Origin of the sequence: Pseudorhizobium marinum (assembly GCF_000705355.1) — a bacterium.
In the GTDB taxonomy this organism is placed as follows: domain Bacteria; phylum Pseudomonadota; class Alphaproteobacteria; order Rhizobiales; family Rhizobiaceae; genus Neorhizobium; species Neorhizobium pelagicum.
Map to the genome: position 1 here is coordinate 99,415 of NZ_JMQK01000012.1, position 13,574 is coordinate 112,988.

Annotated in this window: 17 protein-coding genes and 2 tRNA genes; 13 read left to right on the forward strand and 6 right to left on the reverse strand. The window is 64.1% G+C overall.

Features of this window, described 5'->3' with window-relative positions; genetic code table 11:
• Window positions 1-5 precede the first annotated feature (5 nt).
• The 5 genes from EO99_RS0115515 to EO99_RS0115535 form a co-directional block, all read right to left on the reverse strand.
• Window positions 6-515 carry an Hsp20/alpha crystallin family protein gene (locus tag EO99_RS0115515; RefSeq protein ID WP_029619542.1) on the reverse strand — a complete coding sequence of 170 codons (510 nt, stop codon included), beginning with the start codon at window positions 513-515 and terminating at the stop codon, window positions 6-8.
• A gap of 221 nt (window positions 516-736) precedes the next feature.
• Window positions 737-2,002: a cysteine desulfurase-like protein gene (locus EO99_RS0115520; RefSeq protein ID WP_029619543.1), complete on the reverse strand. Its 1,266-nt coding sequence runs from the start codon at window positions 2,000-2,002 to the stop codon at window positions 737-739.
• Window positions 2,003-2,031: 29 nt separating this feature from the next.
• Window positions 2,032-2,781: an amino acid ABC transporter ATP-binding protein gene (locus EO99_RS0115525; RefSeq protein ID WP_029619544.1), complete on the reverse strand. Its 750-nt coding sequence runs from the start codon at window positions 2,779-2,781 to the stop codon at window positions 2,032-2,034.
• On the reverse strand, window positions 2,781-3,452 hold the full coding sequence (locus EO99_RS0115530; protein ID WP_029619545.1) for an amino acid ABC transporter permease: 672 nt from the start codon (window positions 3,450-3,452) through the stop codon (window positions 2,781-2,783). Before EO99_RS0115530 ends, EO99_RS0115525 begins: the two co-directional genes overlap by 1 nt.
• Window positions 3,453-3,516: 64 nt before the next feature.
• The gene (locus EO99_RS0115535) at window positions 3,517-4,314 is read right to left on the reverse strand and encodes an ABC transporter substrate-binding protein (RefSeq protein WP_029619546.1); all 798 of its coding nucleotides are present in this window, start codon (window positions 4,312-4,314) and stop codon (window positions 3,517-3,519) included.
• A gap of 155 nt (window positions 4,315-4,469) precedes the next feature.
• Between EO99_RS0115535 and EO99_RS0115540 the strand changes: the two genes are divergently transcribed.
• Window positions 4,470-5,162, forward strand: coding sequence for a FadR/GntR family transcriptional regulator (locus tag EO99_RS0115540; RefSeq protein ID WP_029619547.1), 693 nt, complete (start codon window positions 4,470-4,472; stop codon window positions 5,160-5,162).
• Between the two features lie 49 nt (window positions 5,163-5,211).
• Window positions 5,212-6,615 (forward strand): dihydropyrimidinase, encoded by a 1,404-nt coding sequence (hydA, locus tag EO99_RS0115545; protein ID WP_029619548.1) that lies wholly within the window; start codon window positions 5,212-5,214, stop codon window positions 6,613-6,615.
• A 75-nt stretch (window positions 6,616-6,690) separates the two neighbouring features.
• On the opposite strand, the gene EO99_RS0115550 is transcribed toward hydA, so the two are convergent.
• Window positions 6,691-6,765, reverse strand: a tRNA-Thr gene (locus EO99_RS0115550).
• A gap of 148 nt (window positions 6,766-6,913) precedes the next feature.
• Here EO99_RS0115550 and EO99_RS0115555 point away from each other — a divergent pair.
• From EO99_RS0115555 to EO99_RS0115605, 11 genes are all read left to right on the forward strand, one after another.
• Window positions 6,914-7,126 carry a hypothetical protein gene (locus tag EO99_RS0115555; protein WP_037112121.1) on the forward strand — a complete coding sequence of 71 codons (213 nt, stop codon included), beginning with the start codon at window positions 6,914-6,916 and terminating at the stop codon, window positions 7,124-7,126.
• 120 nt (window positions 7,127-7,246) lie between these two features.
• Window positions 7,247-8,539, forward strand: a complete 1,293-nt coding sequence (murA, locus tag EO99_RS0115560) for a UDP-N-acetylglucosamine 1-carboxyvinyltransferase (RefSeq protein ID WP_029619550.1) — start codon at window positions 7,247-7,249, stop codon at window positions 8,537-8,539.
• 93 nt (window positions 8,540-8,632) lie between these two features.
• Window positions 8,633-9,073 (forward strand): DUF2948 family protein, encoded by a 441-nt coding sequence (locus EO99_RS0115565; protein WP_029619551.1) that lies wholly within the window; start codon window positions 8,633-8,635, stop codon window positions 9,071-9,073.
• Window positions 9,074-9,115: 42 nt separating this feature from the next.
• On the forward strand, window positions 9,116-10,414 hold the full coding sequence (gene hisD, locus EO99_RS0115570; protein ID WP_029619552.1) for a histidinol dehydrogenase: 1,299 nt from the start codon (window positions 9,116-9,118) through the stop codon (window positions 10,412-10,414).
• A gap of 2 nt (window positions 10,415-10,416) precedes the next feature.
• The gene (locus tag EO99_RS0115575; RefSeq protein ID WP_029619553.1) at window positions 10,417-10,890 is read left to right on the forward strand and encodes a UPF0262 family protein; all 474 of its coding nucleotides are present in this window, start codon (window positions 10,417-10,419) and stop codon (window positions 10,888-10,890) included.
• A complete protein-coding gene (locus EO99_RS0115580; RefSeq protein ID WP_404820871.1) occupies window positions 10,887-11,375 on the forward strand; it encodes an arsenate-mycothiol transferase ArsC in 489 nt (162 codons plus the stop codon). The genes EO99_RS0115575 and EO99_RS0115580 overlap by 4 nt, the downstream gene beginning before the upstream one ends.
• A gap of 125 nt (window positions 11,376-11,500) precedes the next feature.
• Entirely contained in the window at window positions 11,501-11,719 is a 219-nt protein-coding gene (gene infA / locus EO99_RS0115585) for a translation initiation factor IF-1 (protein WP_029619555.1), read from the forward strand.
• Window positions 11,720-11,751: 32 nt separating this feature from the next.
• Entirely contained in the window at window positions 11,752-12,372 is a 621-nt protein-coding gene (locus EO99_RS0115590) for a Maf-like protein (RefSeq protein WP_029619556.1), read from the forward strand.
• A gap of 2 nt (window positions 12,373-12,374) precedes the next feature.
• Entirely contained in the window at window positions 12,375-12,581 is a 207-nt protein-coding gene (yacG, locus tag EO99_RS0115595) for a DNA gyrase inhibitor YacG (protein ID WP_029619557.1), read from the forward strand.
• Between the two features lie 165 nt (window positions 12,582-12,746).
• A tRNA-Phe gene (locus tag EO99_RS0115600) sits at window positions 12,747-12,822 on the forward strand.
• A 143-nt stretch (window positions 12,823-12,965) separates the two neighbouring features.
• Window positions 12,966-13,535, forward strand: coding sequence for a DNA-3-methyladenine glycosylase (locus tag EO99_RS0115605; RefSeq protein ID WP_077067092.1), 570 nt, complete (start codon window positions 12,966-12,968; stop codon window positions 13,533-13,535).
• Window positions 13,536-13,574 lie beyond the last annotated feature (39 nt).

Here is a 13,574-nt window from a genome sequence, read left to right on the forward strand (position 1 = left end):
TCGGGTCATGCCGCCTTGATGTCGACCTTCCGCTCGTTCTGCTGTGCGTCGGCCGTCTTGGGCAGGGTGACCGTCAGGATGCCCTTCGAGAAGCCCGCTTCGATCCTGTCGCGGTCGATGCCGGCCGGCAGCGGGAAACTGCGCTGGAACGAGCCGTAGCGTCGCTCCGACACATGGTACTCCTTCTGCTTTTCTTCCTTTTCGTCCTGCTTTTCGCCGCGGATCGTCAGCATGCCATTGGAGACTTTGACCTCCAGGTTCTTCTCGTCGATTCCGGGGATTTCTGCGGTGATCTCGAACTTCTCGTCCTTTTCGACGAGGTCGACCGCCGGCATCAACGTCCATCCCGGAGTCACCAGGGAGCGTCCGGAGAAGGGACGCCACGCCCCCGGCGTGAAATCGTCAAACAGCCGGTCGATCTCGGCTCGAAGGGTTTCGAAGGGAGACCACAACCCGCCCGACGTCGCGGGCGTGCCGGTCTGCTCGTTCTTGATCGGTAACTTGGCATCAGCCATGGCTACACTCCTCATCACCAGTTGCGTTGACCTTGCCGGCCCATCGCCGGCAACGTCGGCGGCTACGGCAGTTTCGCCGCTCCGCCGCCGCCCTGCATGACAGCACAGGTGCAGAGGCTGCTCATTGATGACGATCAAACTCCGGGACGGCATGACCCCCAAGGGGGAGACACACCATGAGCCCGTATTCCGCCGGTGGCGCGCTGCACCCCTGTTTGCCGTCAGCTTGCCTTCGCCAGACCCGCCTCCGTCGCCAGGATCCTGTCGAGTGCTGCCGTCATGCGGTCGACCTCTTCGACCGTATTGTAGTGCACCATCGAGACCCGCAGCATGCCGCCGTGGTCGGTGAGGCCGAGATATTCGGCCAGTCGCCGCGAATGGAAGTCACCGAAGCGGATGGCGATCTTCTCCTCGTCCATCGCCCTGCAGATGTCTCCGGCCTCGCGACCGTCGAAGCGGAAGGCGATGGTCGGAACGCGGCTGCTCTCGCGGTTCTGCGCCTGGCCGACGATCTGGCAGTCGTTGCGCGACCGCAGATAGCCGAGGAGGCGGTCGGCCAGGGCATTCTCCTGGGCGGTGATGGCGCCATACGCTGCCTCGATCTTCTGGCGGATTGTGCCCCCTTCGCCGGCCTGTTCGCCCAGCGCCACCAGATAGTCGACGATGCCGCAGGTCGAATAGGCAAGCTCGTAGTTGGGGTTGCCCGGCTCCAGCTTGCCCGGCACTTTGTCCTTGCCGTAGAAGTAGTGGTAGAGGGGGTCGAGCTCGAGCAGCAGGTCGTGCTTGCCGTACATCAGCGCGTAATGAGGCCCATAGGTCTTGTAGAGGCTGAAGACGTAGTAATCGACGTCGAAGGCCTGGACGTCGACGGCCCGGTGCGGGGCATAGGCGACCGCATCGACGCAGATCCTGGCGCCGCGTTCATGGACGAAGTCGGCGATCTCGCGGATCGGATTGATCGAGCCGAGCAGGTTGGAGCAATGGGTGACGCAGACGAGCTTCGTGCGCTCGCTCATCAGCGGCGCCAGGTCGGAAAGCTGGAGTGCCATGCTCTCCTTGTTGAGCGGCCAGACTTTGAGAACCACGCCGCGCTCCTGCAACCGGTCCCAGGGACCGATGTTGGATTCATGGTCGGCCACCGTGACGATGATCTCGTCGCCGGGTGAGAGCTGGCTGTGCATGGCGCGCGCCAGGTTCTGCAGCAGCGCCGTCGTCGAATTGCCGAAGACGATCTCTTCCGGGCGGCGGGCGTTGACCAGGTGCATCGCGGCGGTGCGGGCTTCGTATAGCGCGCTGGCAGCCGCCTGGGAGACCTCGTAGGAGCCGCCGATCTGGACGTTCTTCTCGATCAGGAAGGTGTTGATGCGGTCGAGCGCACCCTGGAGGATCTGCGATCCGCCAGCATTGTCGAAGAGGGTCCAGCCGCGGTTAAGGCCGGGAAACTGGCTGCGGACGAAGTCGAGGTTGAGCGGCGAATTGGTGGCCATCCTTGTGTCCTCCGGTGTGTTTTTCTTGTTCAATGATTGAGGACGGCGCGCAGGAAGCCGCGCGTCCGTTCTTCCCTGGGGGTGTCGAAGATCTCCGCCGGCGTCCCGATTTCCACCAGACGTCCGCCGTCCATGAAGATCACCCGGTCGGCGACCTGGCGGGCAAAGCCCATCTCGTGGGTGACGATCACCATGGTGACGCCGGTCCCGGCAAGCTTGCGCATGACGTCGAGAACCTCACCGACCATCTCCGGATCGAGCGCCGATGTCGGCTCGTCGAAGAGCAGCACCCGCGGCTCCATCGCCAGCGCGCGGGCAATCGCCACGCGCTGCTGCTGGCCTCCGGAAAGCTGTCCGGGAAATTTCTCCGCCTGTTCGGAGATGCCGACGCGGGCGAGCAGCTCGCGCGCCTTGCGCTCAGCATCCGCAACGGTGGTCTTGCGCACCCGCATGGGCGCCAGCATGACGTTCTTCAGCACGCTCATGTGCGGGAAGAGATTGAAGGACTGGAAGACCATGCCGACTTCGGCCCGGACCTTCGCCAGCGCCGGCCCCGGTTGCACGCGGGTGCCGTCGACGGTGATCCGGCTCTCCTCGGCAAAGGCTTCGAGATGGTTGATGCAGCGGATCAGCGTCGATTTGCCCGAGCCGGACGGCCCGATGACGCAGACGACCTCGCCTTCGGTAATGTCGAGGTCGATCCCGTGCAGGACGGTGAAATTGCCATAGGCCTTCGTCAGCCCGCGGACCGTGATGAACGGATTTGCGGCGGTCTCCATCAGCGGCTCCCCCGGCTGAAGTGCTTTTCGAGGCGGGCGACGACGGCGACCATCGGCCAGAGCAGCGCGATGTAGATCAGCGCCGCGCCGATCAGCGGCGTCGGATTGGCGGAAAGCGCCTGCGCCTGCGTCGCCTGCTTCAAGAGGTCCGGCATGGCGACCACGGAGGCAAGGGCCGTATCCTTCATCACGTTGATGCAGTTGTTGGTGAGCGGGGGAATGACGATGCGGATCGCCTGCGGCAGGATCACGTCGATCATCGTGTGCCTGTTGGAGAGGCCGAGCGCCGCAGACGCCTCGAACTGCCCGTGCGGAATGGCCTCGATCCCGGCGCGAAAGATCTCTGCCGTATAGGCGGCCGAGACGAGCGACAGCGCGGTCACCGCCGACATGAAGGGCGACAGGCGGATGCCGACGAAGGGCAGCGCATAATAGACGACGATCAGCAGCACCAGCAGCGGGATCGAGCGGAAGATGTCGACATAGCCGCGGATCAGCAGCCTTGCGACGGCGGGCGCATAGAGCCGGCTGACGGCGAGAAACAGCCCGCCGGCAAGGCCGACGAGAATGCTGGTCACACCGATCTGCAGCGTCACCACCAGCCCCCAGAGAAGCTGCGGCAGGCTGTCGACGAGCACCGGCACGTTGAAGAATGTATTGATCAGGTTCATGCCGTTTGAGGCTCCCTTGGCAGCCCGGCGGAGCATGCTTGCCCCGCCGGATGCAGTTCAAGCCTTACTTGCCCTTCGGCATGTCGAGAACGGTGACGGTCGAGGTCGTATCCTCGGCCTTGGCGCCGAACCAGGTCTCATGCAGCTCTGCGATGAAGCCTTCTTCCTTCAGCGTCGTGATCACGGCATTGACCTCTTCGGCCAGCGGATCGCCCTTGTTGAACATGATCGAATACTTCTCGCCGGTCGGGATGCGCTCGACCACCTTCAGCTCCGGCTTGTCCTTGACGTAGTAGAGGAGCGCCGGGATATCGGAGATGTACCCGTCGACACGACCGGCAACGAGATCGAGCATGGCGGGCTGCAGGCCTTCGTAGCGGCGGATCTCGCCGAAGCTGTGCTCGGCGGTATGCGCTTCCGCCCACATGTCGCCGGTGGAGCCGGTGTCGACGCCGACGACCTTGCCGTTCATGCCGGAAAGGCCGGTGATGCCGGAGCTTGCGGTGACCGTCAGCGACTGGTCACTGTCGTAGTAGGGCTGCGCGAAGGAGACCGATTCCAGGCGCTTCTCGGTGATGGTGATCGAGGAGATCGCCATGTTGATGCGGCCCGACTGGACGGCGGAAAACAGGCCGTTGAACGGCGTGTTGACGAATTCGGCGGTCTTGCCGAGACGCTCGGCGATCTCGTTGACGAGTTCAACCTCGAAGCCGGTGATCTTGCCGCTGGCGTCCTGGAATTCCCAGGGCACGTTGCCGATGTTGGCGCCGACGGTCAGGTCGGCGGCCTGGAGGGTGGTGGTTCCCAGCAGGCCGACGAGGCCTGCGATGAAGGCTGTCTTGAGGGTGGATGCACGTGTCATGAGGTTCCCCTTGTTTTTTGAACGTAACTCACTCTACATTTGGTCCGACTGGTCAGACCAGTAAGGCCAGACAATCATGCCGGTTTCTGCTTTGCAAGATGGCATTTGAAAAAATAGGGTACGTCGCCCGACGGGGGCATCTGAGGCGGAATGCTATGTTGAACAAAACGCTCCTTCCACAATCGGTGGCGCGGGAGATCCAGACGATGATCCAGACCGGCGCCCTAAAGGCCGGCGAGAAGATCCCGTCGCAGCGGGAGTTCTCCCAGAAGTTCGGAATCAGCCGGGCCTCGCTGCGCGAAGCGCTGCTGACGCTCGAGACACTGGGGCTTCTCAAGACGGAAGCCGGACGGGGCACCTACGTCGCGGCGGCGGGAAGCCGGAGCGAGAGCGGCCACATGGCGCCCTGGCGCTACTCCGACAGCTACCCCGCCTTCGACGTGTTCCAGACCCGGATCCTGCTGGAAGGGGAAATCGCGCGGCTCTCGGCCGGCCGGCTGACCCAGCTGCAGCTGGATGCCATGGAGACGGCGACAAGAACGATGGAGGAGGCCTGGGCGAAACAGGACCTCGTCAGCAATGTCGAAGCCGACCTGCTGTTCCACGGCACCATCGTCTCGGCCTGCTCGAACGCTATGCTGAAGGCGCTCTATCAGACGGTGCGGGACCAGGTGACGGAGACGCAGCGCCAGCCGATCCCGATCACCGACCCGGAGCGCATGGGCCAGTCGATTGCCGAACACCGCCGCATCATCACTGCGCTCAGGGCCAACGACGGCCCCGCCGCCCGCCACGAGATGGAAAATCACATCCGCAATACGGCGCGCTGCGCAGGGCTGACGCCCTGATCCGGCTCAAGGCCCCATCTTCAATCGCCAGCACAAAGGACCCCCGCCCATGACCCTGGATCTCGCCATTCGCGGCGGCACGATCGTGACCGCCACCGACATCTACAAGGCGGACATCGGCATTTCCGGCGATAAGATCGCCGTGATCGCCGACCGGGTCGGGGCCGCCACCCGCGAGATCGATGCGACCGGCCTCTATGTCATGCCGGGCGGCATCGACAGCCACGTCCATGTCGCCCAGCCGCAGGGACCGGGCATCACGCTGGCCGACGATTTTGCCTCCGCGACCGCATCGGCCGCCGCCGGCGGCAATACCTGCATCATGCCCTTTGCGCTGCAGCAGCGGGGCACCTCGCTGCGCCAGTCCGTCGAGGACTACCGGCGCACGGCGGAAGGCGAGTGCCATATCGACACCTCCTTCCACCTCATCATTTCCGACCCGACGCCCGCCGTCCTAGGTCAGGAGCTGCCGGCGCTGGTGAAGGACGGCTATACCTCTTTCAAGGTCTTCATGACCTATGACGACCTGGTGCTGAACGACCGGCAATTGCTGGAGGTCTTCGAGGTGGCGCGCAACGAGCGGGCGCTGGTGATGGTCCATTGCGAGGGCTACGACACCATCAAGTTCATGACCGAACGGCTGGAGCGGGCCGGCAAGACGGAACCCTATTACCACGCCGTGTCCCGTCCCGAGGTCATCGAGCGGGAAGCGACCCATCGCGCCATCAGCCATGCTGAGCTGATCGACGTGCCGATGATGGTCGTGCATGTGTCCGGCCGCGAGGCCATGGAGCAGATCCGCTGGGCGCAGCAGCGCGGCCTGAAGGTGTTCGGCGAGACCTGCCCGCAGTACATCACGCTGACCGCCGAGGACCTGAAGGGTCTCAACATGGAGGGTGCCAAATACGTCTGCTCGCCGCCGCCGCGCGATACGGCAAGCCAGGCGGCCATCTGGGAAGGCATCACCCAGGGCGTGTTCCAGACCTTTTCCTCAGACCATTGCCCCTTCCGCTATGATGCGACCGACGGCAAGCTCAACGAGAAGGGCAGGACCTCCTTCCGCTGGGTGCCGAACGGCATTCCGGGCGTCGAGACGCGGCTGCCGATCCTCTTTTCCGAAGGCGTCTCCAAGGGCCGCATCACGCCGCAGAAGTTCGTCGAACTGTCATCCACCAATCACGCCAAGATGTACGGGCTCTACCCCCGCAAGGGCTCGATCGGCATCGGCTTTGATGCCGACATCGCGCTCTGGGACCCCAACCGCAAGGAGACCATCCGCCAGGACATCCTCCACCACGGCTCCGACTACACCCCCTGGGAAGGTTTTGAGGTCACCGGCTGGCCGGTGATGACGATCGCCCGCGGCACGGTGGTGATGGACGATGGCGAGATCGTCGGAGCGAAGGGGTACGGGCAGGTGTTGTCGCGGCACGAGAGCGATTATGTGGGGTGAGGGGGAGTGATTAGGCAGAGGCTGCCATGCATGGCAGTCCGACGAATCGAAGCGGTGATTGAATCGGGGAAAGAATGGTGCTGCTAGAGAGATTTGAACTCTCGGCCTCTCCCTTACCAAGGGAGTGCTCTACCCCTGAGCTATAGCAGCTTAGGCCCGTTTCGGTTTGGTCGTCCGTGGGCGAGGGGCCTATTGCCATAGGTTCACAATGAGCGCAAGGCGCAATTTCAAGTTCCGTCGTCTCCCGGCCGCAAGTGGCGCTCTTTTTTCCCGGCTGCTTTTCGGCTAAGCGGGAGCCATGACCAAGGACGATGCGGAAATAGCGGCGGAAGAGCGCAGGGCGGCGGGCAAGCGGCAGGCGGAGGCCCGTGCCGAGGAGCGCAAGGCGCGCGCCGCCGCCAAGCTTCGCGAGAACCTCATGCGCCGCAAGGGACAGGCGCGGGCGCGTCGTTCAGGGGCCGCCGACGAGGCCTTCGGCCTGCCTGCCGCAAAAAAAGACGAATCGGACTGACAGGATGTTCATGGGAACACTCGGTTCCAAATCATTTGAAGCGACTTGGCTTTTCCGCTAAGCACGCCGCTTCGCGCCTGCACTCGCAACAAAAGGACGGGTTCAACCCCGCTTGACCTCATGGATCGCATCAGAATTCGCGGTGGCAACAAGCTGAACGGCATCATCCCGATCTCCGGGGCGAAGAACGCCGCCCTGCCGCTGATGATCGCCTCGCTCTTGACCAGCGATACGCTGACGCTCGAAAACGTGCCGCATCTGGCCGACGTGGAGCAGCTCTTGCGCATCCTCGGCAACCACGGCGTCGACGTCTCCGTCAACGGCCGGCGCGAAAGCCAGGGCGAGAGCTATTCCCGCACGATCCATTTCACCTGCCGGACGATCGTCGATACCACGGCCCCCTATGATCTCGTCTCCAAGATGCGCGCCAGCTTCTGGGTCATCGGCCCGCTTCTCGCCCGCGAGGGCAGGGCGCGCGTTTCGCTGCCGGGCGGCTGCGCCATCGGCACGCGGCCCGTCGATCTGTTTCTCGAAGGGCTGCAGGCACTCGGCGCGATCATGGAGATCGACGCCGGCTATGTGAATGCCACGGCCCCGAAGGGCGGCCTCGTCGGCGGCCACTACACCTTCCCGAAGGTCTCGGTCGGCGCCACCCATGTGATGATGATGGCAGCCTCGCTCGCCAACGGCACGACGGTGATCGACAACGCCGCCCGCGAGCCGGAAGTGGTCGATCTGGCCAAATGCCTGAACGCCATGGGCGCCAAGATCTCCGGCGCCGGCACGAGCAGCATCACCATCGAGGGCGTCACCTCGCTGTCCGGTGCGCGCCATCGGGTCCTTCCGGACCGCATCGAGACCGGCACCTATGCCATGGCGGTCGCCATGACCGGCGGAGACGTGACGCTTGAAGGAACCGACGCCTCGCTTCTCGACACCGCGCTCGACGCGCTGCGCATGGCGGGCGCCGAGGTGACGCAGACCGACAGCGGCCTTCGCGTCGTCAGAAACGGCAACGGCATCCAGCCGGTCGACATCGTCACCGAACCCTTCCCGGGCTTCCCGACCGACCTGCAGGCCCAGTTCATGGCGCTGATGACCCGCTCTTCCGGCGTCTCGCACATCACCGAGACGATCTTCGAGAACCGCTTCATGCACGTGCAGGAACTGGCGCGGCTCGGCGCCCGCATCACCCTGTCGGGACAGATGGCCCGCATCGAGGGTGTCGATCGCCTGAAGGGCGCCCCGGTCATGGCGACCGATCTGCGCGCCTCCGTGTCGCTGGTGATCGCCGGCCTCGTCGCCGAGGGCGAAACCGTCGTCAACCGCGTCTATCATCTCGACCGTGGATTCGAACGCCTCGAAGAGAAGCTGACGCGATGCGGCGCCGACGTGGAACGTGTCAGCGACTAAGGTTCCGGTGGCGTTGCGGATCGTGCCGGGTCATCCTATCTCCGTGGCAGGATGAACACACGCCGACCGGCGTCTCGACTGGAAATGGAAACCATGGCGGACCTCAAGCTTCTTGCTCTCGACCAGGATGATCTCGCGATCGTCTCCGCATATATGCAGGACAGTGTCTTCCGCGTCGCGGACCTGAGCTATGACGCGCGCGGCCGCCAGTTCATGGTGGTCTTCAACCGCTTCGTCTGGGAAAAGGCCGACCGGAAGAACAAGGGTTTCGAACGCCGCCGCTCCGTCATTTCGTTCAAGCGGGTGGAGGCGGTTTGCACGCTCGGCGTCGACCGCAGCAACCCCGACGCGGTGTGCTCGCTGCTGGCCATGCGCTTCGACCAGAAGGGCGACGGGCCGGAGGGCACCGTCGAGCTGATCCTGGCCGGAGGTGCTGCCATCAGCCTCGATGTCGAATGCATCGAGGTGCAGATGATGGATACGGGCGGCGCCTGGGAGACCGAACGGATGCCGCGGCATCCCAAAGGGGACTGATTTTCTGGCGCCTTGGGGCGCATGCATTGAGGGGACTGTCGAGTGGCGATCTGGCTGGAGCAGGCATCGGGTGATTTCGAGGAGCGGTTTTCCGCATTCCTGTCGACCAAGCGGGAGGTCTCCGACGATGTGAATGCCGTCGTCAAGGCGATCATCGACGACGTCCGTGCCCGTGGGGATGCCGCACTTATCGATTATTCCGCCCGCTTCGACCGGGTCGATCTTGCCGCCGTGGGCCTCAGGGTCGCCGAAGAGGAGATCGATGCGGCGGTGGCCGCAACGGAACCGGCGGTTCTCGACGCCCTGCGGTTCGCAGCCGAGCGCATCGAAAAACATCATGCCCGACAGATGCCGAAGGACGATGTCTACGAGGATTCCCTCGGCGTCGGCCTCGGCTCGCGCTGGACGGCGATCGATGCGGTCGGCCTTTATGTGCCGGGCGGCACGGCAAGCTATCCGAGCTCGGTTCTGATGAACGCCCTGCCAGCCAAGGTTGCCGGCGTGCCGCGGATCGTCATGGTCGTGCCGGCAACCGGCGGCGCGATCAACCAGACGGTTCTGGCGGCGGCCCGCATCGCCGGGGTCTCGGAGATCTACCGCGTCGGTGGCGCCCAGGCGGTTGCAGCACTCGCCTATGGGACGCAGACGATCGCGCCGGTCGCCAAGATCGTCGGCCCCGGCAATGCCTATGTGGCCGCTGCCAAGCGTCAGGTCTTCGGCCAGGTGGGCATAGACATGATCGCCGGCCCGTCCGAAGTCCTCGTCATCGCCGACCGCGACAATGATCCGGACTGGATCGCCGCAGACCTGCTGGCCCAGGCCGAACATGACGTCGGCGCGCAGTCGATCCTGATCACCGACGACCGGGCGTTCGGAGAGGCCGTCGAGCAGGCGGTCGAGCGCCAGTTGAAGACGCTGTCGCGCGCCGAGACGGCCGCCCGCAGCTGGGCCGATTTCGGGGGCATCGTGCTCGTCGCCGATCTGATGGCGGCGCTGCCGCTGGCCAACCGCATTGCGGCCGAGCATCTGGAGCTGGCGGTCGCCGATCCCGACGCCTTCATCCCCGGCATCCGCAATGCCGGCGCCATCTTCGTCGGCCGCTACACGCCGGAGGTGATCGGCGACTATGTCGGCGGCTCCAATCACGTCCTGCCCACCGCCCGCTCGGCGCGCTTCTCTTCCGGCCTTTCGGTGCTCGATTATGTCAAGCGCACCTCGATCCTGCGGCTCGGGCCGGACCAGCTGGCAGCACTTGCGCCTTCGGCCATCACGCTTGCCCATTCCGAAGGGCTCGACGCCCATGCCCGTTCCGTTGCCATACGGTTGAACCGCGGGGGCTGAGGATGACGAAGGGCGATTTCCGTCTCTCCGACGTCGTCCTTGACGAATCCATCGGCCGTTCGACGCCGGACGTCGAACACGAGCGGGCGGTCGCCATCTTCGATCTGGTGGAGGAAAACGCCTTCGAGCCGGTCGGCCATCCGGGCGGGCCCTATCATCTGAAGCTGTCGCTGGTCGATTCCAAGCTGGTCTTCAGCATCACGACGGAGGCCGGCGAGGATGTCGCCGCGCATATCCTCTCGCTCACGCCCTTCCGCCGGATCATCAAGGACTACTTCATGATCTGCGAGAGCTACTACGAGGCGATCCGCTCGGCGACGCCGAGCCGCATCGAGTCCATCGACATGGGCCGGCGAGGCATTCACAACGAGGGCTCGCAGACGCTGATGGACCGGCTGGACGGCAAGGTGCGCATGGACTTCGACACGGCGCGGCGCCTGTTTACACTCGTCTGCGTCCTCTACTGGCGGGGATGACGGCGATGGGCGACGCGCCGGCCTCCTGGACGATGACGGAGAAGCCGGGCGCAGTCCTTTTCATGTGCGGATGGAACGCGATCCGCTCGCCGATGGCCGAGGCTATTGCCAAACGGCTGCTGCCACACGATATCTATGTCCAGTCGGCGGGCGTCCGCTCCGGGGAACGCGATCCCTTCGTGGACGCCGTCCTCGATGAGGTCGGGCTGTCGATCGGCAGGCACAGGCCGCGGACGCTGGACGATCTGGAGGATGATTTCTTCGACCTGATCATCACGCTGACGCCGGAAGCTCACCATTCGGCGCTCGAGTTGACGCGGTCAAGTCCAGTGAACGTGATCTACTGGCCGACCATGGATCCCACTGTGGAAACCGGTACCCGCGAGCAGCGGCTCGCAGCCTATCGCGAAGTCAGGGACTATCTCTGGAGGCGCATAGAGGCGCAGTTTTCGGGGTTCAGGAAACCCCCGGCAGCAGCGCTGTGAGGCACGAATCGAATTGGAATTATGCGAGTTCACAAACAGGACACGATTGTGTAGTTTCCGCGCAAATTTGCAGGCAGGCGCTTTCGCCTGGCCGAACACCCAACTGACAGGAAGAACATCCATAGATGGCTAAAGAAGAAGTCCTTGAATTCCCGGGCATTGTGACAGAACTCCTGCCGAACGCAACATTTCGCGTGAAGCTGGAAAACGAACACGAGATCATTGCGCACACGGCCGGCCGCATGCGCAAGAACCGCATCCGGGTGCTTGCCGGTGACAAGGTGACGGTGGAAATGACGCCTTACGATCTCACCAAGGGCCGCATCACCTACCGGTTCAAGTGACGCGCCTGAAGCGGCAGAACGACTGAAGCATCATGGCGTCTGATCAAAAACTCATCCTCGCCTCCGGCTCGCCGCGGCGTCTGGACCTGCTCAACCAGGCGGGCATCGAACCTGCGCGCATGATGCCGATGGATATCGACGAGGCGCCGAAGAAGTCGGAACACCCGCGCTCGCTCGCGCGCCGCCTGTCGACCGAAAAGGCCGAGGCGGCCTTCGCGGCCATAAAGGGCGATCTCGCCTGGCGCCACAGCTACATTCTCTCCGCCGACACGGTTGTGGCCGTCGGCCGCCGGATCCTGGAAAAGACGGAATACACGGAGGAGGCCTCGGCCGCGCTCCATCTGCTGTCAGGCCGCGGTCATTCGGTCTATACCGGCATCTGCCTGGTGACCCCGGGCGGCCAGTTCCGCCAGAAGGTCGTCCTGACCAAGGTCCGCTTCAAGCGCCTGTCGGCGACCGAAATCGAAAACTACATCGCGTCGGGCCAGTGGCGCGGCAAGGCGGGCGCCTACGCCATTCAGGGCATTGCCGGCAGCTTTGTCCAGAAGCTCGTCGGCTCCTACACCAATGTGGTCGGCCTGCCGCTCTACGAGACCCTGTCACTGCTGTCGGGCGAAGGCTTCGACGTGCAGGCGGCATGGCCGGAGGGCTGAGCATGGCGTCCCCGATCAAACCCGGCGGCAAGGTGGAGCCGCTTCGCAAGACACTGCCGTGCCCGGAATGCCGCAAGCCGTCCGCCCGCGACCATTATCCCTTCTGCTCCGATCGCTGCCGCACGCTCGATCTCTCCCGATGGCTGACGGGATCCTACGCCATCCCCGTTTCCGACGACGAGTCCAGGCCGGATGACGACGAGGAGTGATGGCTTCGGCCGGCATTTTCGACCCCCTCCGGAAAACGATCGGGGAGGCCAAAAAAGTCGTCGACGGTGCTGGACATGGCCTCGCAAGATGTTATAACCCCGCTCGCTTCCGGGGGAGACACCCCCCGCCGGTCCTGGACCGGAAGGCTTCAAAAAAGCCTCGATGCCCGGATAGCTCAGTTGGTAGAGCAGCGGATTGAAAATCCGCGTGTCGGTGGTTCAAATCCGCCTCCGGGCACCATTCAGCCTCAGACAGACCTCACCTATTTCATCGCCTGTCTCCTTGACCGAGGCTTTGCCGCGGGCATCTTGCGTCTGACGTAGACGACTGCGCCAGTTGTCGACCCCACCGTCCATCCCCCATTGCACCCGGAGCCGACCTTGATTGCACAGGATGACAGTCCCTTCGACAGGAGTGCCGTGGAGGTGGCGCGGCATCTGATCGGGGCCTCCCTGACGTTTAACGGCGTCGGCGGGATCATCGTCGAGACGGAGGCCTATGAGCGGGAGGATCCGGCGTCCCACAGCTTTCGCGGCCCCACGGACCGCAACCGGTCGATGTTCGGCCCGGCCGGGCATGTCTATGTCTACCGCTCCTATGGCATTCACTGGTGCCTCAATATTGTCTGCCGTCCCGGCAGCGCCGTTCTCATTCGGGCCCTGGAGCCGCGCTGGGGCCTTGAGGACATGCAGGAAAGGCGGGGCAGCCGTGGTCTCCGGCTTCTCTGTGCCGGACCGGGACGTGTCTGCCAGGCGCTGGCGATCTCGCGGGCGCAGGACGGATTGCCGCTTGTCGAGCCGCCATTTGATCTGACGTTTCCGACAGGACCAGCGGAGGTTGTCGTGGGCACGCGGATCGGCATCACGAAGGCGGCAGATTTGTCATGGCGTTTTGGTTTGAAGGGCTCGCCCTTTGTCAGCCGCAGGTTCCCCGGTCCGGCGCTCGGGACCTGAGTCTCACGACCCAAGGTTGCGCCTCGAGGGCGTGACCTC